Source organism: Kribbella sp. VKM Ac-2569, assembly GCF_004216905.1.
GTDB lineage: Bacteria > Actinomycetota > Actinomycetes > Propionibacteriales > Kribbellaceae > Kribbella.
Window position 1 is genome coordinate 538,169 of sequence record NZ_SGXJ01000001.1, and the last position, 24,502, is coordinate 562,670.

Annotated in this window: 22 protein-coding genes; 12 read left to right on the forward strand and 10 right to left on the reverse strand. The window is 68.4% G+C overall.

Annotated features, from left to right (window positions below; translation table 11 throughout):
- Positions 1–24: 24 nt before the first annotated feature.
- Entirely contained in the window at positions 25–1,332 is a 1,308-nt protein-coding gene (locus EV649_RS02485; RefSeq protein WP_130380061.1) for an NYN domain-containing protein, read from the reverse strand.
- Positions 1,333–1,515: 183 nt separating this feature from the next.
- Between EV649_RS02485 and EV649_RS02490 the strand changes: the two genes are divergently transcribed.
- The 3 genes from EV649_RS02490 to EV649_RS02500 all read left to right on the forward strand — a co-directional run bounded on the left by EV649_RS02490 (position 1,516) and on the right by EV649_RS02500 (position 6,916).
- Positions 1,516–3,309: a DEDD exonuclease domain-containing protein gene (locus EV649_RS02490; protein WP_130380063.1), complete on the forward strand. Its 1,794-nt coding sequence runs from the start codon at positions 1,516–1,518 to the stop codon at positions 3,307–3,309.
- Between the two features lie 220 nt (positions 3,310–3,529).
- Positions 3,530–3,817, forward strand: a complete 288-nt coding sequence (locus tag EV649_RS02495) for an Lrp/AsnC ligand binding domain-containing protein (RefSeq protein ID WP_130380065.1) — start codon at positions 3,530–3,532, stop codon at positions 3,815–3,817.
- 129 nt (positions 3,818–3,946) lie between these two features.
- The gene (locus EV649_RS02500) at positions 3,947–6,916 is read left to right on the forward strand and encodes a hypothetical protein (protein ID WP_130380067.1); all 2,970 of its coding nucleotides are present in this window, start codon (positions 3,947–3,949) and stop codon (positions 6,914–6,916) included.
- 571 nt (positions 6,917–7,487) lie between these two features.
- On the opposite strand, the gene EV649_RS02505 is transcribed toward EV649_RS02500, so the two are convergent.
- Positions 7,488–7,724 (reverse strand): hypothetical protein, encoded by a 237-nt coding sequence (locus tag EV649_RS02505; protein ID WP_130380069.1) that lies wholly within the window; start codon positions 7,722–7,724, stop codon positions 7,488–7,490.
- A gap of 393 nt (positions 7,725–8,117) precedes the next feature.
- Between EV649_RS02505 and EV649_RS02510 the strand changes: the two genes are divergently transcribed.
- Positions 8,118–8,804: a hypothetical protein gene (locus EV649_RS02510; RefSeq protein ID WP_130380071.1), complete on the forward strand. Its 687-nt coding sequence runs from the start codon at positions 8,118–8,120 to the stop codon at positions 8,802–8,804.
- A gap of 47 nt (positions 8,805–8,851) precedes the next feature.
- Here the strand turns inward: EV649_RS02510 and trpD are convergent, their stop codons facing one another.
- Genes trpD through EV649_RS02525 form a run of 3 tightly spaced genes read right to left on the reverse strand, consistent with a single transcriptional unit; the run spans position 8,852 to position 11,285 of the window.
- Entirely contained in the window at positions 8,852–9,895 is a 1,044-nt protein-coding gene (trpD, locus tag EV649_RS02515) for an anthranilate phosphoribosyltransferase (protein ID WP_130380073.1), read from the reverse strand.
- Positions 9,896–9,901: 6 nt separating this feature from the next.
- Positions 9,902–10,321, reverse strand: coding sequence for a response regulator transcription factor (locus EV649_RS02520; protein ID WP_130380075.1), 420 nt, complete (start codon positions 10,319–10,321; stop codon positions 9,902–9,904).
- Positions 10,322–10,367: 46 nt separating this feature from the next.
- Complete coding sequence (locus EV649_RS02525) at positions 10,368–11,285, reverse strand: cytochrome c oxidase assembly protein (RefSeq protein WP_130380077.1); 918 nt, start codon at positions 11,283–11,285, stop codon at positions 10,368–10,370.
- Between the two features lie 82 nt (positions 11,286–11,367).
- Between EV649_RS02525 and EV649_RS02530 the strand changes: the two genes are divergently transcribed.
- From EV649_RS02530 to EV649_RS02545, 4 genes are read left to right on the forward strand one after another with little or no spacing between them, the layout of a single operon-like run.
- Positions 11,368–12,030: a heme-copper oxidase subunit III gene (locus tag EV649_RS02530; RefSeq protein WP_130380079.1), complete on the forward strand. Its 663-nt coding sequence runs from the start codon at positions 11,368–11,370 to the stop codon at positions 12,028–12,030.
- Positions 12,027–12,893, forward strand: coding sequence for a cytochrome c (locus EV649_RS02535; RefSeq protein WP_130380081.1), 867 nt, complete (start codon positions 12,027–12,029; stop codon positions 12,891–12,893). The genes EV649_RS02530 and EV649_RS02535 overlap by 4 nt, the downstream gene beginning before the upstream one ends.
- Entirely contained in the window at positions 12,890–13,936 is a 1,047-nt protein-coding gene (locus EV649_RS02540; RefSeq protein WP_130380083.1) for a Rieske 2Fe-2S domain-containing protein, read from the forward strand. Before EV649_RS02535 ends, EV649_RS02540 begins: the two co-directional genes overlap by 4 nt.
- Positions 13,933–15,606 (forward strand): cytochrome bc complex cytochrome b subunit, encoded by a 1,674-nt coding sequence (locus EV649_RS02545; RefSeq protein ID WP_130380085.1) that lies wholly within the window; start codon positions 13,933–13,935, stop codon positions 15,604–15,606. Before EV649_RS02540 ends, EV649_RS02545 begins: the two co-directional genes overlap by 4 nt.
- A gap of 49 nt (positions 15,607–15,655) precedes the next feature.
- On the opposite strand, the gene EV649_RS02550 is transcribed toward EV649_RS02545, so the two are convergent.
- Positions 15,656–16,120 carry a MarR family transcriptional regulator gene (locus EV649_RS02550; protein ID WP_130380087.1) on the reverse strand — a complete coding sequence of 155 codons (465 nt, stop codon included), beginning with the start codon at positions 16,118–16,120 and terminating at the stop codon, positions 15,656–15,658.
- 41 nt (positions 16,121–16,161) lie between these two features.
- Here EV649_RS02550 and EV649_RS02555 point away from each other — a divergent pair, with 41 nt between their 5' ends.
- Entirely contained in the window at positions 16,162–16,989 is an 828-nt protein-coding gene (locus EV649_RS02555; protein ID WP_130380089.1) for an alpha/beta hydrolase, read from the forward strand.
- Between the two features lie 49 nt (positions 16,990–17,038).
- A complete protein-coding gene (locus tag EV649_RS02560) occupies positions 17,039–18,346 on the forward strand; it encodes an HNH endonuclease signature motif containing protein (RefSeq protein WP_157996152.1) in 1,308 nt (435 codons plus the stop codon).
- Positions 18,347–18,419: 73 nt separating this feature from the next.
- Here the strand turns inward: EV649_RS02560 and EV649_RS02565 are convergent, their stop codons facing one another.
- From EV649_RS02565 to coxB, 4 genes are all read right to left on the reverse strand, one after another.
- A complete protein-coding gene (locus tag EV649_RS02565) occupies positions 18,420–19,664 on the reverse strand; it encodes an Ig-like domain-containing protein (RefSeq protein WP_241997672.1) in 1,245 nt (414 codons plus the stop codon).
- Between the two features lie 198 nt (positions 19,665–19,862).
- Positions 19,863–20,258, reverse strand: coding sequence for a cytochrome c oxidase subunit 4 (locus tag EV649_RS02570; protein ID WP_130380095.1), 396 nt, complete (start codon positions 20,256–20,258; stop codon positions 19,863–19,865).
- Positions 20,255–22,033 carry a cytochrome c oxidase subunit I gene (ctaD, locus tag EV649_RS02575; protein ID WP_130380097.1) on the reverse strand — a complete coding sequence of 593 codons (1,779 nt, stop codon included), beginning with the start codon at positions 22,031–22,033 and terminating at the stop codon, positions 20,255–20,257. The genes EV649_RS02570 and ctaD overlap by 4 nt, the downstream gene beginning before the upstream one ends.
- On the reverse strand, positions 22,030–22,914 hold the full coding sequence (coxB, locus tag EV649_RS02580; RefSeq protein ID WP_130380099.1) for a cytochrome c oxidase subunit II: 885 nt from the start codon (positions 22,912–22,914) through the stop codon (positions 22,030–22,032). The genes ctaD and coxB overlap by 4 nt, the downstream gene beginning before the upstream one ends.
- Positions 22,915–23,172: 258 nt before the next feature.
- Between coxB and EV649_RS02585 the strand changes: the two genes are divergently transcribed.
- A complete protein-coding gene (locus tag EV649_RS02585) occupies positions 23,173–24,288 on the forward strand; it encodes an aminotransferase class V-fold PLP-dependent enzyme (RefSeq protein WP_198682273.1) in 1,116 nt (371 codons plus the stop codon).
- Positions 24,285–24,497 (forward strand): sulfurtransferase TusA family protein, encoded by a 213-nt coding sequence (locus tag EV649_RS02590; RefSeq protein ID WP_241997673.1) that lies wholly within the window; start codon positions 24,285–24,287, stop codon positions 24,495–24,497. The genes EV649_RS02585 and EV649_RS02590 overlap by 4 nt, the downstream gene beginning before the upstream one ends.
- Positions 24,498–24,502 lie beyond the last annotated feature (5 nt).

Sequence of the window (24,502 nt, forward strand, 5' to 3'; positions counted from 1 at the left end):
GAACCCCGCCGACAATTTCTGTTGTCAGGTGCGTGCGATGCGTGCTGTCAGGCTGCTCGCGGACAGTGAGCGGGCGCCCAGCTGGATGATGCTGTCGGCAACCTCGCGGTCGGTGGAGACGACCACGACCGGGCGACCGGGGGGCTCGGCGCGGACCAGTTGCCGGATCACCTCGTCGGCGATCACTCCGGCGGGGCTGAACCGCACCCGCACACCACGCGGTGGATTCAGCTGCACCGGACCCGACAGCTCGGCGCCGTCGAACACCACAGTGACCTCGATCCGGCGTTGCGCGACCAGTGCGCCCAGAGCTGTGACGAGTCGCTGACGCTGCGAGTGCAACGGCGAGTTCGGCCAGGCGGTCTTCGTCACGTTGTAGCCGTCGATGATCAGGTGCACCTGGGGCAACGCCAGCAGTTCGTCGAACAACGCCGGGTCGTCCTCAGGCGCCGTACGTCCGATCGGGGCCGCCTCGGGCTCGGAGCCGGCCACGGTGTCCGCCGGGCGGAGCTCTCCCCCGGGCGGCAGCGCCAGTTCGCGGCGCAGGCCGCTCGCTGCCTCGAGCAACGTGTCGAGCAACAGCCGGGTGCGCGTCGACGCGAGCTCCCGCTCCTGTCCCGCCGTACGTCGGGCCGCGTGCTCGACCGCTTCCAGTTCGGTGATCCGCGTGCGGAGCTTGCGCAGCTCACGCTCGACTTCGGCCCGCGCCGCGTCGACCCGTTCGTCGGCGGTCTCGGCCTCCTTGGTGCGTTGCTCGACCTCGGTCTGCAGACCGGTGATCCGCTGCCGCGCCTCGTTGAGCTTGCGGCGGAGCGTGACGTTCTCGGCCTTGAGCTCGTTGACCTGTTCACGAAGCCGTTCGCGGACCTGCCGGGTCTCGGTGCGCGCTTGGTCGAGCTGGTCTGCGAGCCGGTTGACGGCTTCCTCGTCGGCGCGCGGATTCTCCACCGGGACCTGGGCGGCCGCGGCGATGTGCTGCTCCCAGTCGTCCGGGCGGAGCAGGTACGCGAGCGCGGCGACCTCGACCGGATCCGCGGCCGGTACGGCGATACCGTCGGCCACCGCATCACCGAGTTCCGGGTGCTCCCGCCGTACCTCGAAGGCGGCGAGCCGGCGGAAATGGTCGTCGGTCTCCAGGATCGGCCCGAGCACCGAGGCGGACAACTTCGCCCGCTTCGCCGGCGCGAAACTGGCGAACCGTCGCAGCGGCGCAGGGATGTCGGACGCGGGCAACTGGCCGAGTGCGTGCGCGGCGAGGGTCAGGACGCGTTGCCGGACCGGTTCAGGCAAAGTCGTAGCGGCGGAGCTCGCGGCGGTGCCGGCCTCAGTCACCGGTCCGCAGTCCGGCCGGAACGACGAGCTGGCAGCAGCTGCTGGGCCAGTGACGCAGACCACAGCGAGCGGGCTTCCGGCCCGGAATCGCAGTGATCGCCTGTGTACGCATATAGAGAGCCTAGTCGACTCGCAGGCGTGTCACCTGCGGAATTGTCGGTGGCGGCTCCTAGCGTCGTGACCATGACCAGCCCAGGGCATGCGACGGCCTCGGATCCTTTGCTGCCGATCCGCGGTGTGCAGCACAGCTTCGACGACCTGGGTACGCCGCTGCGCGACATCACGTTCTGCGTCGTCGACCTGGAGACCACGGGCAATCCACCGGGCGAGGGCGGTATCACCGAGATCGGCGCGGTCAAGGTGCGCGCGGGCGAGGTGATCGGCGAGTTCCAGACGCTCGTGAACCCGTCGGAGACGATCCCGCCGTTCATCGCCGTATTGACCGGCATCACGAACGGGATGGTTGCCACGTCCCCCCGGATCGAGTCGGTGCTGCCCGCGTTCCTCGAGTTCGCAAAGGGCTGCGTGATGGTCGCGCACAACGCGCCGTTCGACATGGGCTTCCTGAAACACGAGAGCCTGGTGCACGGGTACGACTGGCCCGACTTCGCGGTCGTCGACACCGCGCTGCTGGCCCGCCGCGTGATCACCCCCGACGAGGCGCCGAACTGCAAACTCGGCACGCTGGCCAAGCTGTTCCGTACGACGACCACGCCGAACCACCGCGCACTGTCCGACGCCCGCGCCACCGTCGACGTGCTGCACGGGCTGTTCGAGCGGGTCGGGTCGTTGGGCGTGCAAACGGTGGAGGATCTGCAGACGTTCTCGTCCCGGGTCGCGCCGGCCGTCCGGGCCAAGCGCCACCTGGCCGAGTCGTTGCCGCACGCACCGGGTGTGTACCTGTTCACCGACGACCGCGGCGAGGTGCTGTACGTCGGGAAGTCCAAGGACCTGCGCACGCGGGTCCGCTCGTACTTCACCGCCTCCGAGACCAGGAACCGGATCGGCGAGATGGTCGGCATCGCGACCGCCGTCCGCGGGATCGAGTGCGGGACGCCGCTGGAGGCCGAGGTACGGGAGCTGCGGCTGATCGCGGAGCACAAACCGCGGTACAACCGGCGGTCCAAGTTCCCGGAGCGGCAGCACTGGCTGAAGGTCACGGTCGAACCGTTTCCGCGGTTGTCGCTGGTCAAACAGGTGCGTGACGACGACGCCGGGTATCTCGGGCCGTTCAGCTCGCGGAAGACGGCCGAGCGGGCGATGGCCGCGCTGCACGAGGCGTTCCCGATCCGGCAGTGCACCGCGCGGATGTCCAAGCACCCGCAGTTGTCGCCGTGCGTGCTGGCCGAGATGGGCCGCTGCGTCGCGCCCTGCGACGGGCGGATCTCAATGGATTCGTACGGCGAATTCGTCGAGGGGCTGCGCTCGGCGCTGACCGTGGACCCGACGCCCGTGGTGGACGCGCTCGACCGGCGGATCGACGTACTGTCCGCGGACGAGCGGTTCGAGGACGCCGCGGTCCATCGGGACCGGTTGAGCGCGTTCGTGCGGAGTTCGGCGCGGATGCAGCGGATGGCGTCGGTGACCGGGTGCGCCGAGATCTGTGCCGCCAGGCGGACCGACGACGGCGGCTGGGAGTTGCACGTGATCCGTCGCGGCCGGCTGGCGGCGGCCGGGTTCAGCCCGCGCGGGACGGACCCGCGGCCGCATCTGGAGATGTTGCGCGCGTCGGCGGAGACGGTATTGCCCGGGATCGGGCCGGTCGCGGCGGCGTCGCCGGAGGAGATCGAGCTGATCCTGCGCTGGCTCGAGCTTCCCGGCATCCGCCTGGTCGAGATGGACGGCACCTGGACCTGCCCGGTCGGCGGCGCCGGGCGGCACCTCACGCGCCTCGACAACTCACACACCGACCACCACCAGCACCCCACCGAACGCCGCCGCAGCCTCCGCCCGCTCGGCCCTGCTCGGGTCAGTTAGGCCTCTATGAACTGGTAGTCGGCGCGGATCCGGCCGTCAGGGGCGAGCAGGAGAAGATCGATGCCGATGGCAAGTGCCTCTCCCCGCCGGGCGGGACCATCGCCCAGCGCAGCGTCACCAGGTCGCGGATCTCGGGTTCGAGGGCGTTGCGGCGGCTCGGCCGCACTATGCTTCAGCCCGTTGAGGTGTGAGTTCTGGATGGGTGTTAGGAGAGGACGGCATGGTCACCGCGATCGTGTTCATCAAGGCCGACGTCGCACGGATCCCTGAGGTCGCCGAGCAGGTGGCGGCCATCGACGGCGTCAGCGAGGTGTACTCCGTGACCGGGGGGCTCGACCTGATCGCCCTCGTCCGGGTCGCGCGGCACGACGACCTGGCCACCGTCATCCCCGAGCACGTCAACCGGGTGCCGGGCGTGCTGAGCACCGAGACGCACATCGCGTTCCGCGCCTACTCGAGCCACGACCTGGAAGCGGCGTTCAGCCTGGGCGAGGAGAACGGGGTCTAGGTCCTCAGGGACTGGACTAACCGACCCGACTGACACGAGCTGAAGTTACGGTGAATACATGAACGTCCGTGGTCAGTTTCTTGCCGAGCAGGTCCGCGCCTCCGCGCCGGTGCCGAAGCGAGGACGCGGATGAGCAACCCGCCCGCAGGCTGGTACCCCGACCCCACCGGTCAGCCGCACACGATCCGCTTCTGGAACGGGGAGAAGTGGACCAACAAGACCGAGCACGAGGACAAGGCCGCGGAGCTAGCCGCCGCGGCCGACGAGTCCACGGCCAAAGCCGACCCCACGCCTTCTGAGCCGGCCGAGCCTGCGCAACAACAGTCCTGGCCGGCGCAACCAGACCCCGAGCCGACGCAGCAACAGTCCTGGCCCGCACAGTCAGACCCTGAGCCCGCTCAGCAGCAGTCCTGGCCGGCGCAACCAGACCCTGAGCCCGGCCCGCAGCAGTCCTGGCCTGCGCAGCAGCAGGACGCGCAGCCTGAGCCCGCTCAGCAGCCGTGGTCCGGGCAGCAGCAGTGGCCGGAGCAGCAGTCCGGCCCTGCCGACCCGTCGCAGCAGGAGTGGTCCGCGAACCAGCAGCCGTGGTCAGGTAACCAGCAGCCCTGGTCGGCGGATCAGCAGCCGTGGTCAGCGGACCAGTTCAGCTCGTACGAGCAGACTGACCCCAACTCCGAGCAGACCCAGCAGTGGCCCGCAGAAGGCGCTCCCCACGACCAGGGCAACCCGACGACGCCCGACCAGGAGCAGACCCAACAGCAACCGTGGTCCGCACAGCAGCAGTGGCCGGAGCAGCAGTCCGCCCCCGCAGACCCGTCGCAGCAGCAGTGGTCCGCGAACCAGCAGCCGTGGTCAGCCGACCAGTTCACCTCCTACGAACAGGCCAACCCAGACACCGAGCAGACCCAGCAACAGTCCTGGCCTGCCCAACCGGACCCGTGGCCGCAGCAGCAGGGCAACCCTGGAACGGCTGACCTAGAGCAGACCCAACAGCAGCCGTGGTCAGCCAACGAGCAGCCGTGGTCGGCCGATCAGTTCACGTCGTACGACCAGCCCACGCCAGACAACCAGGCCCCGCAGCAAACGCCCCCTGAGAACTGGGGCACCGAACAGCAGCCCGTTCAGCCTGTGCACACTGAATCGCAGGCGCCTGGGCTGCGGGCGGTGCAGGAGACCGGTGCCGGCGACGCGGCTCAGGCCGAGCAAGCAGGCGGAGGCGGCTGGTGGCAGCCTGCCGCCACCCCGCAACTGTGGGACTCACCTTCCACCGGCAACGACGACCCTGCACCCAGCGGCCCGCGCCTGCGCGCGGTCTCGCCGGACGCTGTGCCCTCCCCCTCTGCCGATCAACCTGCCTCCTCGGCGTCTGCTGCGGAGGACGAGAGTCCGGCGGATCGTGCCCGCGCGACCTGGGGTGCACCGGAGCTCGCCCCCGCGCCGCCGGAACACTGGACGCAGCGCGAGATCTCAGAATTCGAAGCAGCACAGGCCGCGGCTGACGCCGACGTACAGCCGGAGGACCAGTCCAGCGGCTGGACCCTCAAGCTCGCCCCGGACCCGACCGACGACACCACGGCCACCCAGTCCGCCCCCTCAGCGACCACACCCTCTGCAACCACCGCCGACGTACAGGCAGCGCAGGCCGCGGATGACCGGGCGGCGCTGGTGGCTGATGAGCGGGCCGCGGACGAGCTGGCTGCGGAGCAGGCGGTGGACGAAGCTGAGGCGGCCGGCCAGCTGCAGCCGAACTGGGGCAGCCAGTCCGGAGACGGGCAGGACCAGGAGGCGAGCGACGTCCCCGCGTGGGGTGTCGAGGCTACGGAAGACGAGGATCCGAAGACGCCGAAGGAGGCCGCTCCGCTCTGGACCGTGCCGGGGGCGTCCGACACGGACACCGCTCCGGAGCAGCCGGTGCAGCTCTGGGGCGACCAGCCTCAGCAGCAGACACCTGCCCAGGACCAGAACTGGAGCGGACAGCAGTCCGGTGGCCAGAGCACGGGTGCGGCACAGACCGCGCCGGCCGACGACGGCTGGGGTGCAGGCGACCAGCACGGCGTACAGGAATCAGGGCCGTGGGGACAGCAGGCAGCTGCAGGCGCCCAGACCGGTCAGCAAGGTGGCGACCAGTCATGGGGCGGGCAGTCCTGGCCCGTGGAGCAGTCCAGCAACCAGCAGACAGCGCAGCAGACTGGCCAGCAGCAGTGGGGCGCCCAGCAGGGCGCCGGCGTGCAGCAGGGTGGCACGCAGGCTTGGGGCGATCAGCAGACGCAGCGTGCGTGGGGTGACGACGGGAACGAGGCTTGGGGCGGTCAGACCGACCTGAGTTCCGGCGTCGGCAAGCGGGACGGTAAGAGCAAGAAGAAGTCCAAGAGCTCCGGCGGTGGTGGTCCGTTCGGCGGGAAGATGCCGTTGATCATCGGCGGTGGCGTCGCGGTCGTGCTGCTGATCGTCGCTGCGGTGGTCCTGCTCACCAAGGGGGACGACACGACGGCCAAACCCGATCCGACCGGTACGACGACGCAGAGCGGCTCGCCCTCGCCGACGAACCAGTCCAGCACCAAGCCCGGTCAGTCGAAGGACCCGAAGCTGCACGAAGGTGCCGGGCGGATCGCGTCGGACGCGATCTCGTTCCCGCGCCGGAACCCGCCGTGGTCGGACCGCAAACGCCTCGTCGAGCAGCTGATCAACTCGAACGGGCAGCGCATCGTCCTGAAGGAGGACGTCGTCGAGCAGGACGACTGGAGCGCGGACATCTTCGTCGGCGGGCTCGGTACCGGGTCCGGGTTCAACGGGGACCCGAAGGCGACCGCGGCGTCGCTGTCGATCAAGCTGCGCGAAAACATGTACGGGAACATCCCGGTGACCTTCAAGACGGTCGCCAACGGCCCCGTGAAGCGGACGGAAAAGGCGGGCTGGGTCTTCCAGCAGACCGTGACCGCGACGACGACCGCGGTGACCGATCGGGTGCTTACCCTGACGGTGGCCGTTTTCGACCTCGGTGACGGGACCGCGGTCGCGTACATCAGCGGCATCCCGAACAACCGCCCGGACCTGAAGAAGGCCGCGGACCAGGCCTACCTAGGAATCAACGTTGGCTGAGAACGAAGACCAGAACCCCGCGCGCCCCAACACCCCGGAGGGCACGCCGGACAGCTCCGCACGCCCACAGTCCCCCGACCCCCTGGCCGGCACTCCTCAAGCGCCTCCCGCCCCCAACCCCTGGCTAACCACCCGGCCGGAAACCCCCGGCCGGGCACAGGGTCCGGGACAGCCGCAAGGTCCGGGACAGGCACAGGGTCCGGGACAGCCGCAGGGTTCGGGGCAGGCTGGTTCGTCGGATGCGTTGTTCGGGCAGTCACCTGCTCCGGCGCCGCCTCCCCCGCCATCGGTCCGGCCGCAGCACGCAGCCCCACCACAGCACTGGACCAGCCAGCCCCCGCAGCCAGCGAACCCCCAGCAGCCGACCGCACCGCAGCCGGGCACACGGCCGCAGCCAGGCACGCGGCAGCCAGGACCGCACCAGGCGGGTCCGCAGCAGGTGCGGCCGCAGCATGCGGCTCCTCCGGCTGGTCAGCAGTACGGCGGCCAGCGGCCGGTGCCGCCACAGCAGGGTCAGCCGTCACAATCACAGGCAGGCCAACCACAAGCCGAGCAACCGGGGCAACCGCACTCACGTCCCGGACAGCCGGGTCCTGCACAGGCGGGTCCGGGGCAGGGCCAGGCGGGGCAGATGTGGGGTGTGCAGCAGCAGGTGCAGCAGGCGGGTGGCTGGCAGGTGCAGGCGACCGGACCTCAGCCTGGGCGGCCGCAGTTCGGTCAGCAGAGCTCTCAGCAGGGCGGACCGCAGGCCGGGCCGCAGGGTCCTCAGCAACGTGGGCCGCAGGGTGGGCAGCAGGGTCCGCAGCAAGGTGGACCGCAGGGTGGACAGCAGGCGGGATCTCGCGGTGGGACTCAGGGTGGGCCGCCGTTGGCGTTCACTGAGGTGATTTCGCGGGCGGCTGGGCCGTACGCCGCGGGCGCGACTGGGCAGGGTGCTGGAGCGGCGGGTGGGCAGGGTGCTGCCGCGGGCGGGCCCGGCGCCGGCCAAGGTGCTGGGTCGGCCGGTGGGCAGGGGCCCTGGGCGGCGGGCGCGCAAGCAGGTGGGCAGGGTGCGGGGGCGCACTCGGGCGGCCACCGCGCGGGAGCCGTCGGTGCGCACTCGGGTGGGCACGGTGCTGGTACGGCGAGGGCGCACTCGGGTGGGGACGGTGCTGGAGCGATTGCCTTGGGGGGTAATGGGCGGGCTCGGGCTATTGGGGCTGTGGTTCTGGTGTTGGCGGCGTTGGCTGCCACTGGGTTGAGTGTGGGGTGGGTCTGGACCAAGGCCGAGGCCGTTGCCCCGGTGCCGTTGCCCACCGTGGGGAAGCCGATGGAGACGGTCAATCCGTCGGCGAAGCCGACGAAGACGCCGACGCCGTTCGGCAAGGTGCTCGGCACCGAGATGGTTGCTTCCAACAACGACACGATGCCGATCATGAGTTCGGCCTGGGGCAACACCTACGAGCGCACCGGTCTGTGGGGCGGCGCCGCGATCTGGCTGACGGTGCACAGCAACTACGTCAAGGGCAGGAGCTGGGGCAACTACGTCGCCTTCGGTCAGCTCCCGCCGGAGATCGCGTACACGAACACCCCGGCCGGTCTCAAGGAGGCTGCGAGCCAGGTCGGCGGTCGCGCGCTCGTCAACCTGTACGACAAGGACACGCAGGTCATCAAGGGCAGCGTCGTCCACAAGCCGATCACGGTCAACGGCCATCCGGGCCACGAGATCGTCGCCAAGGTCCCGGTCAAGGTGGCGAAGCTACCGGAGACGTTCTCCACGATCATGATCGCGGTCGTCGACCGCGGTGACGGTACGGCGGCGGTGTCGGTCGCCGACCTCGCGGGCTCCACCCCGGCCTGGCAGAACGTCTGGCGCTACAAGGTCACCCAGATGAAGCTGAGCAAGTAGAAAGGGCCGGCGGGGAACACCCCGCCGGCCCCTTCCATTACGAACGATCAGCCGCGCACCTCGGCGCAGGCAGCGATCCACCGGTCCAGCACGTCCTTCGCCGCCCCGGAGTCGATCGCCTCGGCCGCACGATCCATCCCGGTCCGGATCCGCTCCGTCAGGCTGCCTGCCTCTGGCGTGTACGCCGCCAGCGCCGCGCCGGCGTTCAGCAGTACGACGTCCCGCACCGCCCCCGGCTCGCCCTCGACGAGTGCGCGCACGACCTTCGCGTTGAACGTCGCGTCAGCGCCCCTCAGAGCGTCCGCGGACACGGGCTCGATGCCCAGCTCCCGCGGGTCGAGCGTGATCGGCCCCTCGACCTCTCCACCGCCGACGATCCACACCTGCGACGTCGTACGCGTAGTCAGCTCGTCCAGCCCGTCGTCTCCGTGGAACACCAGCGCGTCGATCCCGCGCCGCGCCAGTACGCCGGCCATCAGCCCGGCGATCCGGCCGTCGCCGACACCGACTGCCTGTGCCGACGGGTTGCCCGGGTTCGCGAGCGGACCCAGGAAGTTGAACGTGGTCGGCACCCCGAGCTCACGACGAGGTACGGCGGCATGCCGCAACGCGGGGTGGAACGCCGGAGCGAAGCAGAATGTGATCCCGACCCGCTCCCCCACCTCGGCCACCTGGTCCGCGGTCAGGTCGAGGGGGATGCCCAGTTCCTCGAGGACGTCGGCCGCTCCACAGGCCGACGACGCCGCGCGGTTGCCGTGCTTCAGCACCTTCGCGCCGGCGCCCGCGGCGACGATCGCGGACATCGTGCTGATGTTCACCGTGTGGGCTTGGTCACCGCCGGTGCCGACGACGTCGAGCGTCCGGCCGGACACCGCGATCCGGGTGGCGAAGTCGCGCATCGTCGCGACCAGGCCCTCGACCTCGGTCACCGTCTCGCCCTTGGAACGCAGCGCGATCACGAACCCGGCGAGCTGCGCGGGCGAGGCCGCGCCGGACAGGATCTGCTCCATCGCCCATGCGGTGGCGGATGCCTCGAGGTCCTCACGCCGCAGCAGCGGATTGAGTACCTGGGGCCAGCTGTAGGCGCCCATCCTGCGTCAGGCGGTGGTGGCGGGCAGCTTGGCCAGCCGCTGGCGGAGCAGGTCCGCGGTGACCTCGGCCAGCTTGATCGGGTCGATCGGGTGCGAAACCGCGCCCTCGGCCCGCGACCAGGTCGCCAGCCAGGCGTCCTGCGGGCGGCCGGTGATGACGAGCACCGGCGGGCACTGGAAGATCTCGTCCTTCAACTGCCGGGCGATCCCCATGCCACCGGCCGGGACAGCCTCGCCGTCCAGGATGGCCAGGTCGATCCCGCCCTTGTCCATGGTCTTGATGACGGCCGGCTCGGTGGCGCACTCGACGTACTCGAGCTCGGGCAGATCGGCCGCCGGCCGCTTGCCGAGGGCCAGCCGGACGGACTCCCGCGTCGTACGGTCGTCGCTGTAGACCAGGACCTTCAGCGGACGCTCTGAACTCATCGATCCATCCCAAGCTTGTTCAAAAGACGACTGGACACCCGGAATGCTACCGGGGCGCCTGTCCAGTCCGGCGAGCCTGTTCCTCCAACCGGTCCAGGCGCCGGTCCTCACGACGCGCCTCACGCTGTGACTCACGCACCCATTGGACGAACAGTACGGCGAAGAACACCAGTCCCACGATGTCGCCGGAGCCCCACAACAGACCGCCGGCGATGTACTGGTCGCGCAGCGGCGACGGCGACCAGGAGCGGCCGAAGCTGGTGTACCAGTCCTCGGCGATCAGCTTGTTCGCGGACATGATCGTGATGCCGAGGAAGGCGTGGAACGGCAGTGTGAGGAACGTCAGGATCAGCCGGAACGGGTAGATCACCCGGCCGGGCACCGGGTCGAGCCCGAGCAGCGGCCAGAAGAACAGCGAGCCGACCAGGATGAAGTGCACGTGGAGCAAGTCGTGCAGCACGGCCGACCGGAGCGTGGCGTCGTACCAGCCGCTGAAATAGAGCGCCCAGGGGCTCAGGACGAACAGCGTGAAGCCGACCATCGGGAAGCAGATCACCTTCGCGAACCGCGAGTGCAACACGGAGAGCAACCATTTCCGCGGCTGCTGCGGCAGCGTCCGGAGCGCCAGCGTGACCGGCGCGCCGAGCGCCAACGCGAGCGGGGTCAGCATCGACAGGATCATGTGCTGCACCATGTGCACGCTGATCAGGACCGTGTCGTAGGTGCCGATCGCCGACTGGGTGGCGATCACGGCGCTTCCCAGCCCCACGCCGACGAACGCGAACGTCCGGCCGCGGGACCACTTGTCACCGCGTTTGCGCAGCCTGTGGACGCCGTACAGATAGACCGCTCCGAGGACGACGATCACGGCGAGTAACACCGGTTCGAAGGTCCATGCCGTCAGCAACCTGACCGGCGTCAGCGGCTCGATCCGGTCGCCGGGCGTGGCGTGAAGGGGAAGCACGCTTCCACAGTAGAAACACTTAGTTGCCGACATGCATGGGGGTGGTCGTGTCAGTTGATACGAGGACCGACATAATGACCGCGTGGCCACTGCAACCGCGCTCCCAGCGTCTCGTGAACACGGACACCACGACCGTCCCAGCATGGTCAGTGTCGGCACGATCGTCTGGCTCTCGAGCGAACTGATGTTCTTCGCCGCCCTGTTCGCGGCGTACTTCACGATCCGGTCGGTGACGACCGCCGCAGCCGCTCCGGGCACGGAGACGCTGTGGGAGGTCATGACGCACCATCTGAACGTCCCGTTCGCCGCGGTGAACACGACGATCCTGGTGGCGTCGTCCTTCACCTGCCAGTTCGGTGTCTTCGCGGCCGAGCACGGCCGCGTCGGCCGGACCGGCTCGGTGCTGAACATCCGCTCCTGGGGCATGCGTGAGTGGTTCATCCTCACGTACGTGATGGGCGCGGTCTTCATCGCCGGCCAGGTGACCGAGTACGCCGAACTGGTGCACGAGGGCATCACGATCTCGTCGAACGCGTACGGATCGGTGTTCTACCTGGCCACCGGCTTCCACGGTCTGCACGTGACCGGCGGCCTCATCGCTTTCGTGTTCGTCCTGGCCAGGACGTACATGGCTCGTAAGTTCACCCACGAACAGGCCGTCTCGGCGATCGTCGTGTCGTACTACTGGCACTTCGTCGACGTGGTCTGGATCGCCCTGTTCGCGACCATCTACCTGCTCAAATGAGTGAGAAGAGACCTTCCTTGTCACCGGCGCGCTTTCTCTCCGCGCGACGACGGCACCGGTCCGCCGGCCTCGTCGTGCTCCTGTTCGGCCTCCTGGCAGTGGGGTCGGCGTACGCCGCCTTCGCCCCTGACAACGCCGTGGCGGACAACTCGGCCCAGTCGCAGCAGATCGAGGAGGGCAAGAAGCTCTTCGCGGTCGGCTGCTCCAGCTGCCACGGCCTGAACGCCGAGGGCGGCGGGAACGGCGAGGGCAAGATGGCCGGCCCGTCGCTGATCGGCGTCGGCGCGGCCGCGGTCGACTTCCAGGTCGGCACCGGCCGGATGCCGGCGGTGCAGCCGGGCGCGCAGATCCCGCGCAAGGCCCCGGCGTACTCGGAGGAGGAGATCGAGGCCCTGGCCGCGTACGTCGCCTCGCTCGCCCCCGGCCCCTCGGTCCCGGGCTCCGAGTCGTACGACGTGAGCAAGGCCACCGACGAGCAGGTCACCCGTGGCGGCGAGCTGTTCCGCACCAACTGCACGGCCTGCCACAACTTCGCCGGTCGCGGCGGCGCGCTGCCGAACGGCAAGTACGCACCGTCGCTGATGGGCGTCAGTGAGAAGCACATCTACGAGGCCATGCTGACCGGCCCGCAGCAGATGCCGGTCTTCTCCGACCAGGTCATGCAGCCGGAGGACAAGCGCGACATCATCGCGTACCTGAAGGCGCTGGAGACTCAGAAGGACCCGGGCGGGTTCGGACTCGGCCGGCTCGGCCCGGTGTCCGAGGGCCTGTGGGGCTGGTTCGTCGGGATCGGCCTGCTGGTAGCAGTAGCGGTCTGGATCGGCGCCAAGGGCGTCAGGGCCAAGGGAGCGAAGGCCGAATGAGCAACGACAATCTGCCGGTGAAGCCGGAGGACGCGCACGGCACCGTCGAGGTGGCCGAACCGATCGCGGACCCGGGTGTGGAGCCGCACGAGCCGCGGATCACCGACATCGACCCGAAGGCGGCCGACCGCGTCGAGCGCCAGGTGTCGGGGATGTTCGGCCTGGCGACGCTGCTGGTGCTGGGCTCCTGCGTGGCGTACTTCGCCGTACCGCGGGACTCGATCCTCGAGTTCGGCCCGCTGTCCGGCAACGCGAACAACATGATCATCGGCCTGTGCATCGGGCTCGCGCTGTTCCTGATCGGGGCCGGTGCGATCCAGTGGGCCAAGAAGCTGATGGTCGACGAGGAGATCTCCGAGGAGCGGCACGCCGCTCACTCGTCGCCGCAGCAGATCGCCGAGATCACCGAGGCCTTCAAGGAAGGCACGGAGGAGTCCGGCTTCGGCCGGCGCAAGATGATCCGCAACTCGCTGATCGGCGCGCTCGGCGTCCTCGGCCTACCGGCCGTCGTGCTGCTCCGCGACCTCGGTCCGCTGCCGGGCCGGGCGCTCTACAACACGATCTGGGCGAAGGGCATCCGGGTCGTCAACGACGTCACCGACCGCCCGATCAAGCCGTCCGACCTGGTCGTCGGCCAGCTGGTCAACGCGGCGCCGGCCAACCTGGCCCCGCTGCAGGAGGAGAACGCGTCGGAGTACCAGAACGCCAAGGCGAAGGCCGCGGTGATCGTCGTCCGGATCAAGCCGAGCGAGATCCGCACCAAGCCGGGCCGGGAGAACTGGGGCATCGACGGCATCCTGTGCTACTCGAAGATCTGCACCCACGTCGGCTGCCCGATCTCGCTGTACGAGCAGACCACGCACCACGTGCTGTGCCCGTGCCACCAGTCGACCTTCGACCTGGCCGACAGCGCCAAGGTCGTCTTCGGCCCTGCTGCCCGCCCGCTGCCTCAGCTACCGTTGGCAGTGGACAGTGAGGGCTACCTGGTTGCGCAGAGCGGCTTCCACGAGCCGGTCGGCCCGAGCTTCTTCGAACGAGGGTGACAACAGTGTCAACAAACACAGAGTTCCCTGGACCGGTCAAGTGGGTCGACGATCGCCTCGGCATCGCGAAGATCGGGAAGAAGAACCTGCGGAAGATCTTCCCGGACCACTGGTCCTTCATGCTGGGCGAGATCGCGCTCTACAGCTTCATCATCCTGATCCTGACCGGCACCTTCCTGACGTTCTGGTTCAAGCCCTCGATGGCCGAGGTCGAGTACCAGGGCTCGTACAGCCTGCTCAAGGGTCTGCACATGTCGGAGGCCTACGCCTCCACGCTGGACATCACGTTCGACGTCCGCGGCGGTCTGCTGATGCGGCAGATCCACCACTGGGCGGCCGTGCTGTTCATCGCCGCGATGATGGTGCACCTGCTGCGGATGTTCTTCACCGGCGCGTTCCGCAAGCCGCGTGAGCTGAACTGGCTGATCGGTTTCGGGATGCTCTTCCTCGGCATCATCGAGGGCTTCCTCGGCTACGGCCTCCCCGACGACCTGCTGTCCGGCACCGGTCTACGGATCACCAACGGCATGATCCAGGCGTCACCGGTGGTCGGCACGTACATGAACTTCTTCATCTTCGGCGGTGAGTTCCCCGGCGACGACTTCGTTGCCCGGTTCTTCATCGTCCATGTGCTACTGATACCGGGCATCATCCTGGCGCTGGTCACGGCCCACCTGTTCCTGGTCGTGTACCACAAGCACACGCAGTACGCCGGTCCCGGCCGGACGCAGAAGAACGTTGTCGGCTACCCGCTGTTCCCGGTGTACACGGCCAAGGCCGGCGGCTTCTTCTTCGTGGTCTTCGGCATCACCGCACTGATGGGTGCACTGATGCAGATCAACCCGGTCTGGCTGTACGGGCCGTACAACCCGGCCGAGGTGACCGCGGGTGCGCAACCGGACTGGTACATGGGCTGGCTGGAAGGCTCGGTGCGAATATTCCCCGGATTCGAGTCGCACTTCTGGGGCATCACACTCAGCTGGAACCTGATCATCCCGGCGCTGATCGTGCCGCCGGCGTTCGTCACGCTGGTCGCGCTCTATCCGTTCATCGAGGGCTGGATCACCGGTGACAAGCGCGAGCACCACCTGCTCGACCGGCCGCGGGACGTGCCGACCCGGACAGGTATCGGCGTCGCGTTCATCACCTTCTACGCGATGCTGTGGATCGGCGGCGGTAACGACCTGATCGCCACCCACTTCAACCTGTCGCTGAACCACGTGACCTGGTTCCTGCGGTTCGCGGTGATCCTCGGCCCGATCCTGGGCTTCTGGATCGCGCGCCGCTGGGCGATCTCGCTGCAGCGGGCCGACCACGACCGGTTGCTGCACGGTCTGGAGACCGGTGTGATCATGCGCTCCCCCGAGGGCAAGTACACCGAGAAGCACCAGCCGATCTCGACGTACGAGGCGTACTCGATCACCGCGCGGGACCGCCTCGTGCCGCACGAGATCGGCCCGGACACCGACGAGAACGGCGTCCGCGCCCCGCGTCGGGCGCTCAACAAGGCCCGCGCCGCGCTCTCCCGCTTCTACTACGCCGACGCCGTACAGAAGCCGACCACTCAGGAGCTCGAGGAGGCGCACGAGCACGCTCACGACGCCGACGAGATCCACGAGCTGACGGAGGACACGGAAACCTACCGAGAGGTCACCAGCGACCGCTCCTGACGTCGTACGAACACAGACTGGGCCCCGGCACTCGCCGGGGCCCTTTCTGTTATGCCAGTGCGTCAGAGACTGCGGTCAGGTAGTCCTTCACCAGGGCCTGCCGGCCGGGGTCGAGGGCCTGGGTGGTGGTGATCAGGCGGTCCAGGAGTGGGCCGAAGAACTGCCAGCCGAAGGCTACGGCGGTATCGGAGACCTGGAGGCGGGAGCTGCGGCCGTCCGTGCGGCTTCTCAGGCGTTCGACGTGCCCTGCTGCCTCCAGGCGGTGGATGACGGCCGTCGTTGCTTGAGAGGTCATTCCAAGCTGTTGAGCGAGCCAGCTGGGCGTCGCCTCCACTCCGGCGCGTTCGGCGTCCAGGAGGCGCACCAGCGCGCGTACGTCGGTCCTGTGCAAGCCCGTCGTACGGGCGAACTCCCCGACCGCCAGGTCGAGCCTCAGGGCGACCTCCCGGAGCAGGTGCACCACGTCCAGTGCGGCGGCCCGTTCCGGGTCGGTCGGTGTCACTCCTTCACGCATGCCTGACAATTTACCTCACTGAGTGAGCTATTCTCGGCAGCATGAGCTTTCACGACGCGTACGACGCTCTCCTCGCCCGCTGGGATGTGCCGGTCAAGCAGCTCGAGCTCACCGACGAGTTCGGTACGACCCACGTCAACGCGTGCGGTCCCGCGGACGGACCACCCGTCGTACTGCTTCCGGGGCACGGCGCGACGTCGCCGGTGTGGTTCGCGATCGCGCCGCGGCTTGCTGAGCGGTACCGCGTCTACGCGATCGATCTGATCGTCGACGCGGGTCGCAGTACGAACACTGGTCGGACACCCAAGACGCCGGCCGACCTGCATACGTGGCTAACGAACACGTTCGACGGACTCGGCATCAGCCGGGCGGCGTTGTGCGGTCATTCGTACGGCGCCTGGATCGCGCTCACGTACGCGATCGAGCACCCGGAGCGCGTCGAGCGCCTGGCCCTGCTCGACCCGACGGACTGCTACGTCGGGTTGCGCGCGCCGTACATCCTCCGGGCTCTGCCGAGCCTGCTGCGACCGTCTCGGAAGCGCACGGTCTCGTTCCTGCGCTGGGAGACGCAAGGGCTTCCGATCGATCCCCAGGTCCTGGAGCTGGCGGGCCTGGCCGCGGAGCAGCCCTCAACCCCATTCGTCCGCACCAAACGGCCCACGGACGACCAGTTGCGCGACCTCGCTCCCCTGGTCTTCGTCGCGGGCCGCAGCAAGAGCCACAACGCCGCCCACCTGACCCGCCGAGTCACCACACTCTCCCCCGCCGCAATCGTCGTACAACTCGAAACCGCGACCCACCACTCCCTCCCGTCACTCCATGCGGACGAGGTGTGGGCTGTGTGGGCCCACGAATTGCCCACAAAATAAGGGGATTCTGGTTCGTCGCTCGGCGGTCGGGCGTTCTAGGGTCGACGCCATGGAACTCCTGGGCGAGCGGCCGGTGTGGTCGATGAGTGGCAGCGAACTGCTGTCGACTCTCGACGCGCTGGAAGCTGAGGCCGCCCACCGGGAGAGGTACCGGCTCGCGGTGATCGCTGCTATCGAAAGCACCGGGTACGCCGCTGAACTCGGCGCCCGGGACACCGCGGAGCTCCTGCAGTTCCGGTACCGCCAGGATGCACCGGTGGCACGCCGAGCGCTCCGACTCGCCCAGGCCCTGCCGAAGTACCCCGCCGTAGCCAGCGCCCTCGACGACAGCACCGAGGACGACGGGAGTGAGTGGTTGCTGCGGCCGGCACAGGCGGAGGCGATCGTGTCTGCGCTGGAACGGGTTCCGTCGCACGTGCCGGTCGCTGATCGCGACGCGGCCGAGCGGCAACTGGTGAAGCTCGCCGCACACCTCTCACCGAGTGAGCTGCGCCAGGCCGGCAAGGAGATGCGGGACATCCTGGACACCGACGGCCCCGAGCCGGAAGAAGCCAAGGCCTACGCCCGCGAGTCGCTGACTTTCGCCCCGGCGGATCGCGGAGTGAAGTTCCGCGGCTACCTCGCCAACGAGAACGCCGAACTCTTCCGTGCCCTGATCCACGCCGGTGCCCGCCCTCACAAGACCGCCGACGGCGAACACGACCCGCGCTCCCGCGAGAAGCGCCAGGCCGACGCGCTGTCTGCCACCCTCAGCATCGCCGCCGCAGCGACCGACACCGCGCAAAAGACGGACCCCGCGTCGGACGTGGTGCCCGGGTTCGGAGCCAAGGCGCAGCTGACGGTCACCATCGACTTCGAGGACCTGAAGGCGGCGACCGCGAGCGGACAGGTGGTGTACGGCGACGGACTGTCGGCCGCCACCGTACGGCGCCTGGCCTGTGACGCACGGATCATCCCGCTCGTGCTCGGCACGAACTCCGAGCCGCTGGACGTGGGCCGCAGCGAACGCCTGGTGACCCGTGCGATGCGTCGCGCCCTCAACGCCCGCGACCAGGGCTGCGTCATCTGTGGAGCCCCGCCGATCATGTGCGACGCGCACCACCTGCGCTCCTGGATCGACGGCGGCGAGACGAAGACCTCCAACCTCGCGCTCTTGTGCCGGCGCCACCACGTCGACCTGCACAACGGTCAGTGGAGTGTCACCATCACCGACGGCCTCGTCGAGGTCGCCCGCCCCAGCTGGGCAGAACCACCACCCAGACAGCACCGCAGTTCCCAGCGCTCGCGATGGAGGGCCGATGAGGCGGTCCTTCAGCAAGCGGCTGACTTCGCGTTGGCCGACGTACCGGCGGGCTGAGCCAGCCATGGTGAAAACACAACAGCCTCCTGCCCGCGGGCATGCGGGGAGGAGGCTGTCGCGTCTTGGTGTGTCAGGAGAGGGCGGAGCCGGCCTTGTAGGCGGCCCAGGTGCCGTTCCAGTCGGTCCAGCCGTTACCGGGCTCCATGTGGCGGGTGGTGCCGGTGACGATCACCGGGTCGCCGCGGAGGGTCTGGTTGTAGTACCACTGGGCGTCCTTGAGGCTCATGCCGACGCAGCCGTGGCTGACGTTGGAGCTGCCCTGGCTGCCGGACGACCACGGGGCGCCGTGGATGAACTCGCCGGAGCTGGTGACCCGCTGGGCCCACTTCACGTCCGGGATGTTGTAGTACTCCGGGTCGCCGGGCTTGAGGCCTACCGTCGCCGCGTCCATCCGCTTCACCGGGAACTTCTCCATGATCACCTTCACCCCGCTGCGGGTGGTGAAGCCGTCCTTGCCGGCGGTGATCGGGATGGTCCGGGCCAGCTTGCCGCTGATCGTCACCGTCATCGTGTGCTTCTTGACGTTGATGTTGGTGACCACCGACTTGCCGATGGTGAACGCGATCGTCCGGCTCGCGGTGCCCCACGTGTTGTTGCCCGCGTTGACGCCCAGGGTGCCGATGTCGACGGTCACCTTGGTGCCGGCCGGCCAGTAGTTCTTCGGGCGGTAGTTGACCTGCTTGCTGTTCACCCAGTGCCAGCTGCCGTCGACCGGGACCGAGGTCTTCACCGAGAGCCGCTTCTCGACCGCGGCGCGGTCCTTGACCGGGTTGTTCCAGAAGATCTGGATCGGCAGCGCGACGCCGACGGTCTCACCGTTCAGCGGGACGACCGAGGCCTTCAGGCTCTTCGACGCCTTCAGCGTCTTGAAGGTCGAGCTGATCGGCACGGTGGCGCCGTCAGTGCCCTCCGCCGAGCCGCTCACCGTGTACGTCGCGCTGGGCTTGAGCTGCGGCGACGACGTCCACTGGGTCTTGTCGGCGTTGAAGCTGCCGGTCACCTTGTCACCGTCGTCGTCCTTGAGCGTGACCGCGGTCAGCTTGCCGGCCGTGGTGGTCACCGTCACCGGCTTGTCCGGCTGCACCGACGACGCGCCCTTGGCGGGCACGATCGCGATGCTGGCCGACGCCGGGGTCTCGGACGGTGTCGTCGAGTTCCCTGGGGTGCTGGAGGCACCTGGGGAGTTGCTCTGGGACGTGCTGGGTGTCGACTGCCCGCCGCCGCCAGTTCCGCCGCCGGCCTCTGTGTCACTACAGGCCGTACCCGCTAGCAGCAGGACGCAGATCCCCGCCACGGCAAGGCCGTGCTTCCTCACCGAACCGCTCACCATTCCCCAGTTCTCCCCTGTTTAGTCAGACCGCGGTAAGGGTAACCTGCCGCAGCGACATTTCTGTGCATCCGCACGAGCCGTTCCGGTACAGTCCACGACTCTCCGTACCGGTTCGCAGTACTACAGACGCACGAAAACGCCGCCCGGTTCGTTCCCGGACGGCGTTTCTCGTACGACTCTCAACTAGTGAGCGTGGTCACCGCGGTAGTACTCGAAGATGAACCCGCTCAGCGTGACGATGCCGATGCCGCAGCCGGCGATGAACAGCCACCAGCCGAAGACGATGCCGAGGACAACCACCGCCAGCGTCAGCGCGCACCACAGCGGCCACCAGGAGTACGGCGGGAAGAAGCCGAGCTCGCCCGCCCCTTCGACGATCTCCGCTTCCTTGCGGTCCTCCGGGCGGGCGTCCATCCGCCGGGCGGTGACGCTCAGGTAGAACGCCACCAGCAGCGACAGGAAGAACGTCATCACCAGTGCGGTGGTGCCGGTCGGGTCCTCGGACATCAGCCAGTAGATCGGCGTGACGACGAGCACGAACACACTCAGGATCCCGAAGACCCAGGCTTCGACCTTCACGCCTTGTCCTTCCCGTCGTTCCCGGCATCGGACTCGACCTGCTCGACCAGGTGCTCGACGCGGCCCTGGTCCTCACCCGCGTCCAGCAGGTTGTCCTTGCCGGCCCGGTTGTCCGGGTACTCCGCGAGCGCCAGGTCGGCGTGGTGCAGGTCGAACGCCGGGGACTCCGAACGGATCCGGGGCAGCTTCTCGAAGTTGTGCCGCGGCGGCGGCGAACTGGTCGCCCACTCCAGCGAGCGGCCCCAGCCCCACGGGTCGTCGACACCCACCGGCGGCGTCTTCCGGGACTTGTAGATGTTGTAGAAGAACGGCAGCATCGACGCGCCCAGGATGAAGGCGCCGACGCTGGACACCTCGTTCAGCGTGGTGAAGCCCTCGTTGGCGCCGTACGACGCGTAACGCCGCGGCATGCCCTCGACGCCGAGCCAGTGCTGCACCAAAAACGTGGTGTGGAAGCCGATGAACAGCAACCAGAAGTGCAACTTGCCCAGCCGCTCGTCGAGCATCCGCCCGGTGAACTTCGGCCACCAGAAGTAGAACCCCGCGAACATCGCGAAGACCACGGTGCCGAAGACGACGTAGTGGAAGTGCGCGACCACGAAGTACGAGTCGGACAGCTGGTAGTCCAGCGCCGGCGAGGCCAGGATGACGCCGGTCAGACCGCCGAAGAGGAAGGTGGTCAGGAAGCCCACCGACCAGAGCATCGGGGTGTCGAACGAGACCGACCCGCCCCAGATCGTGCCGATCCAGTTGAAGAACTTCACGCCGGTCGGGACCGCGATCAGGAACGTCATGAACGAGAAGAACGGCAGGTTCACCGCGCCGGTGACGAACATGTGGTGTGCCCACACCGCCACCGAGAGGACCGCGATACCGAGGGTCGCGCTGACCAGACCGATGTAGCCGAAGACCGGCTTACGGCTGAAGACCGGCAGGATCTCGGTCACGATGCCGAAGAACGGCAAGGCGATGATGTACACCTCGGGATGCCCGAAGAACCAGAACAGGTGCTGCCACAGTATCGGCCCGCCGTTGGCCGCGTCGAAGACATGGGCCCCGAGTGTTCGATCCGCCTCCAGCACCAGCAGCGCCGCCGCCAGGATCGGGAAGGCGATCAGCACGAGGATCGACGTGACCAGGATGTTCCAGGTGAAGATCGGCATCCGGAACATCGTCATGCCAGGAGCGCGCATGGTGATGATCGTGGTGATGAAGTTGACCGCACCCAGGATCGTGCCCAGACCGGCCATCCACAGACCCATGATCCACAGGTCGCCGCCGACGCCCGGCGAACGGACCGCGTTCGACAGCGGGGCGTAGGCGAACCAGCCGAAGTCGGCCGCACCGCCCGGGGTGAAGAAGCCGCTGATCGTGATGAGCCCGCCGAACAGGAACAGCCAGAAGCTGAACATGTTCAGCCGCGGGAACGCGACGTCGGGGGCGCCGATCTGGATCGGCATGATCTCGTTCGCGAAGCCGACGAACAGCGGCGTCGCGAACAGCAGCAGCATGATCGTGCCGTGCATCGTGAAGAGCTGGTTGTACACCTCTTCGTTCACGATCTGCAGGCCCGGCTTGGCCAGCTCGGCGCGGATCAGCAGCGCCATCACGCCGCCGATCAGGAAGAACGCGAACGACGTGATCAGGTACATGTGCCCGATCAGCTTGTGGTCCGTCGTGGTCAGGTACTTGACCAGCAACGCACCCTTGCTGCGCCGACGGGGCAGCACGCTGGTGCTACCGATAGCGCCGGTGCGCTCGGCGAAGTCGGTCACTTCTCGCCCCCTGTGCCGGGAATGGTGGTGGCGTCGGCGCCGCCGGTTGCGGCGCCGGTCTGGCCCTTGGCGGCCAGTTCGCGCAGGTGTGCGTCGTACTCGTCGCGGGAGACCACCTTGACCGAGAAGACCATCCGGCTGTGGTAGAGCCCGCAGAGCTCAGCACACTTGCCGGCGAAGGTGCCGGTCTTGGTCGGGGTCAGCTCGAACTTGTTCGTCTTGCCCGGGATCACGTCGAGCTTGAAGTAGAACGACGGCACCCAGAAGGAGTGGATGACGTCCGGCGAGGTCAGGTCGAAGTGGACCGACTCGTTCACCGGCAGCCACAGGGTGGCCGGCTTGTCCATCGTGCCGGTCTCCCAGACGCCCTGCTGCCCGTCGACGGTGTCCTTGTAGTTGAAGGTCCACTGCCACTGCTGGCCCACCACGTTCACGGTGTGCGCGGGGTTGGCGTCCATCTTCGTGACCTTGTTGCCGTGCTCGACGGTGTAGAAGAACAGCACACCGATGATCGCGAACGGGGCCAGGGTGTAGAGCACCTCGAGCGGCAGGTTGTACCGCACCTGCCGGGGTGCCTCGTCGTTGCGCTTGCGGTACCGCACCGAAACCCACAGGATCAGGCCCCAGACCATCACGCCGATGATCAGGGCGGCGATCCACGCCCCGATCCAGAGGCTGCGGATGGCCTCGGTCCGGTCCGATGCGCCCTCGGGCAGACCGAGTCGTTTCCACTGCTCAGTGGTCGCCGTCGAGCAACCGGTCAGCAGCAGGGTGCCGAGCACCACTGCACTGCCGACCAGCAGGCGACGCTTCGCCGGCCGTGTGGCGCCGGCAGAACCTGCCGGTCGCTCCTCCACTCCGGGCGTGCCGTTCGAACCCACGGGGCGCCTTTCCCTTCCCAAGTGAGACTGACGACCAAACACTACTGGACACCATTCGCGTCTCCGCGCATAGGTAGGGCCAAGAGCATGTCGACCCCTCCGACGCCTGCTGCGGGGCACTCGGTGGGCGTCTCGCTGCACTGGAGCAAAGGCCACGATGCTCCGCATCGAGACCTTCACTCCAGCACACCGAGCCACTCCACCGAGCACCTCCTCGCGACGGCGTCGGAGGGGTCGACATGCTCTAGCGTTTCCCTTGTGAGCGAGCGTACGTATCTGGACGCCGCGTCGGCCGAGCCGATGCACCCTGCGGCGCGGGAGATGTTGCTGTCGGCAGTGGATTCCGGCTGGGCCGATCCGGTGCGTCTGCACCACGAGGGCCGGACCGCGAGACTGCTGCTGGACAACGCCCGCGCGGTCCTCGCGGACGCGGTCGGCGTGCGGCCGGACGAGCTGTACCTGACCACGTCCGGTACGGCGGCGATCCAGGCCGGCCTGACCGCGGTACGGGCCGCCCGCAGCCGGGTCGGGGCAACGATCGTGCACAGTGCGGTCGAACACTCCGCCGTACTGCACACGGCTGGAGAGGCGGCTGCCGAGGTCGGCGTGGACCGGCTGGGGCGGGTCGAGCTGGCTGCCTTCACAGACGCCGTACGTCGACCTGGGGTGGCTGTGGCTGCGCTGCAGTCGGCGAACCATGAGGTGGGGACGCGCCAGCCGGTCGAGGCGGCTGCTGCGGCAGCAGGCGACGTACCGCTGTTTGTTGACGCGTCCGCGTCGGTCGGGCACGACGTCGTACCCGCGGGCTGGTCGGTGCTCGCGGCAAGCGCACACAAGTGGGGCGGACCCGCGGGTGTCGGGCTGCTGGCTGTGAAGAAGGGCACGCGGATCGCGCCGGCGTGGCCGATGGACGAACGGGAGGACGGCCTCTCCCCCGGGTTCCCGAACGTCCCCAACGCGCTCGCTGCGGCCGCAGCGTTGCAGGCGCGGCTGGCCGAGGCGGAGGAGCTCGGCAAACAGCACAGGGCCTGGATCGACGAGGTACGCCGCCGTGTGGCCGCGGACATCCCCGATGTCGAAGTAGTAGGCGACGCGGACGACCGCCTGCCGCACATCCTCACGTTCTCCTGTCTCTATGTGGACGGTGAGGCGCTGGTGACCGCACTGGACGCTGAGGGGTTCGCTGTCTCCAGTGGTTCGGCCTGTACGTCGAGCACGCTCCGGCCCTCGCACGTGCTCGCTGCGATGGGCGTGCTGACCCACGGCAACGTCCGTGTCTCTCTCGGGCGCGACACGACCCACGACGAGGTGCAGCGGTTCTGTGCTGTGCTTCCAGGACTGGTGCAGCGGATCCGAGCGGAGGTGGGGATGTGAACATCGACCTGGACTGCCGTGGTCTGATCTGCCCACTCCCAGTGATCAAACTGGCCAAGACGCTACCGACTGTTGCCGTGGGCGACACGGTCACGGTGCTGGCCGACGACCCGGCCGCGGCGACCGACATCCCTGCCTGGTGCCGGATGCGCTCCCAGGAGCTGGTGTCGGCCGGCGAAAACCAGTACGTCGTACGGCGGGTCAGCTGACACAC

Bases quoted from the DNA above. Each gene is read 5' to 3' on its own strand.
- EV649_RS02495 (WP_130380065.1), top strand. From the start codon at position 3,530: ATGGTCACCGCGATCGTGTTCATCAAGGCCGACGTCGCACGGATCCCT.
- EV649_RS02500 (WP_130380067.1), top strand. From the start codon at position 3,947: ATGAGCAACCCGCCCGCAGGCTGGTACCCCGACCCCACCGGTCAGCCG.
- EV649_RS02550 (WP_130380087.1), bottom strand. From the start codon at position 16,120: ATGCGTGAAGGAGTGACACCGACCGACCCGGAACGGGCCGCCGCACTG.
- EV649_RS02535 (WP_130380081.1), top strand. From the start codon at position 12,027: ATGAGTGAGAAGAGACCTTCCTTGTCACCGGCGCGCTTTCTCTCCGCG.
- EV649_RS02490 (WP_130380063.1), top strand. From the start codon at position 1,516: ATGACCAGCCCAGGGCATGCGACGGCCTCGGATCCTTTGCTGCCGATC.
- trpD (WP_130380073.1), bottom strand. From the start codon at position 9,895: ATGGGCGCCTACAGCTGGCCCCAGGTACTCAATCCGCTGCTGCGGCGT.
- EV649_RS02555 (WP_130380089.1), top strand. From the start codon at position 16,162: ATGAGCTTTCACGACGCGTACGACGCTCTCCTCGCCCGCTGGGATGTG.
- EV649_RS02520 (WP_130380075.1), bottom strand. From the start codon at position 10,321: ATGAGTTCAGAGCGTCCGCTGAAGGTCCTGGTCTACAGCGACGACCGT.
- EV649_RS02540 (WP_130380083.1), top strand. From the start codon at position 12,890: ATGAGCAACGACAATCTGCCGGTGAAGCCGGAGGACGCGCACGGCACC.
- EV649_RS02560 (WP_157996152.1), top strand. From the start codon at position 17,039: ATGGAACTCCTGGGCGAGCGGCCGGTGTGGTCGATGAGTGGCAGCGAA.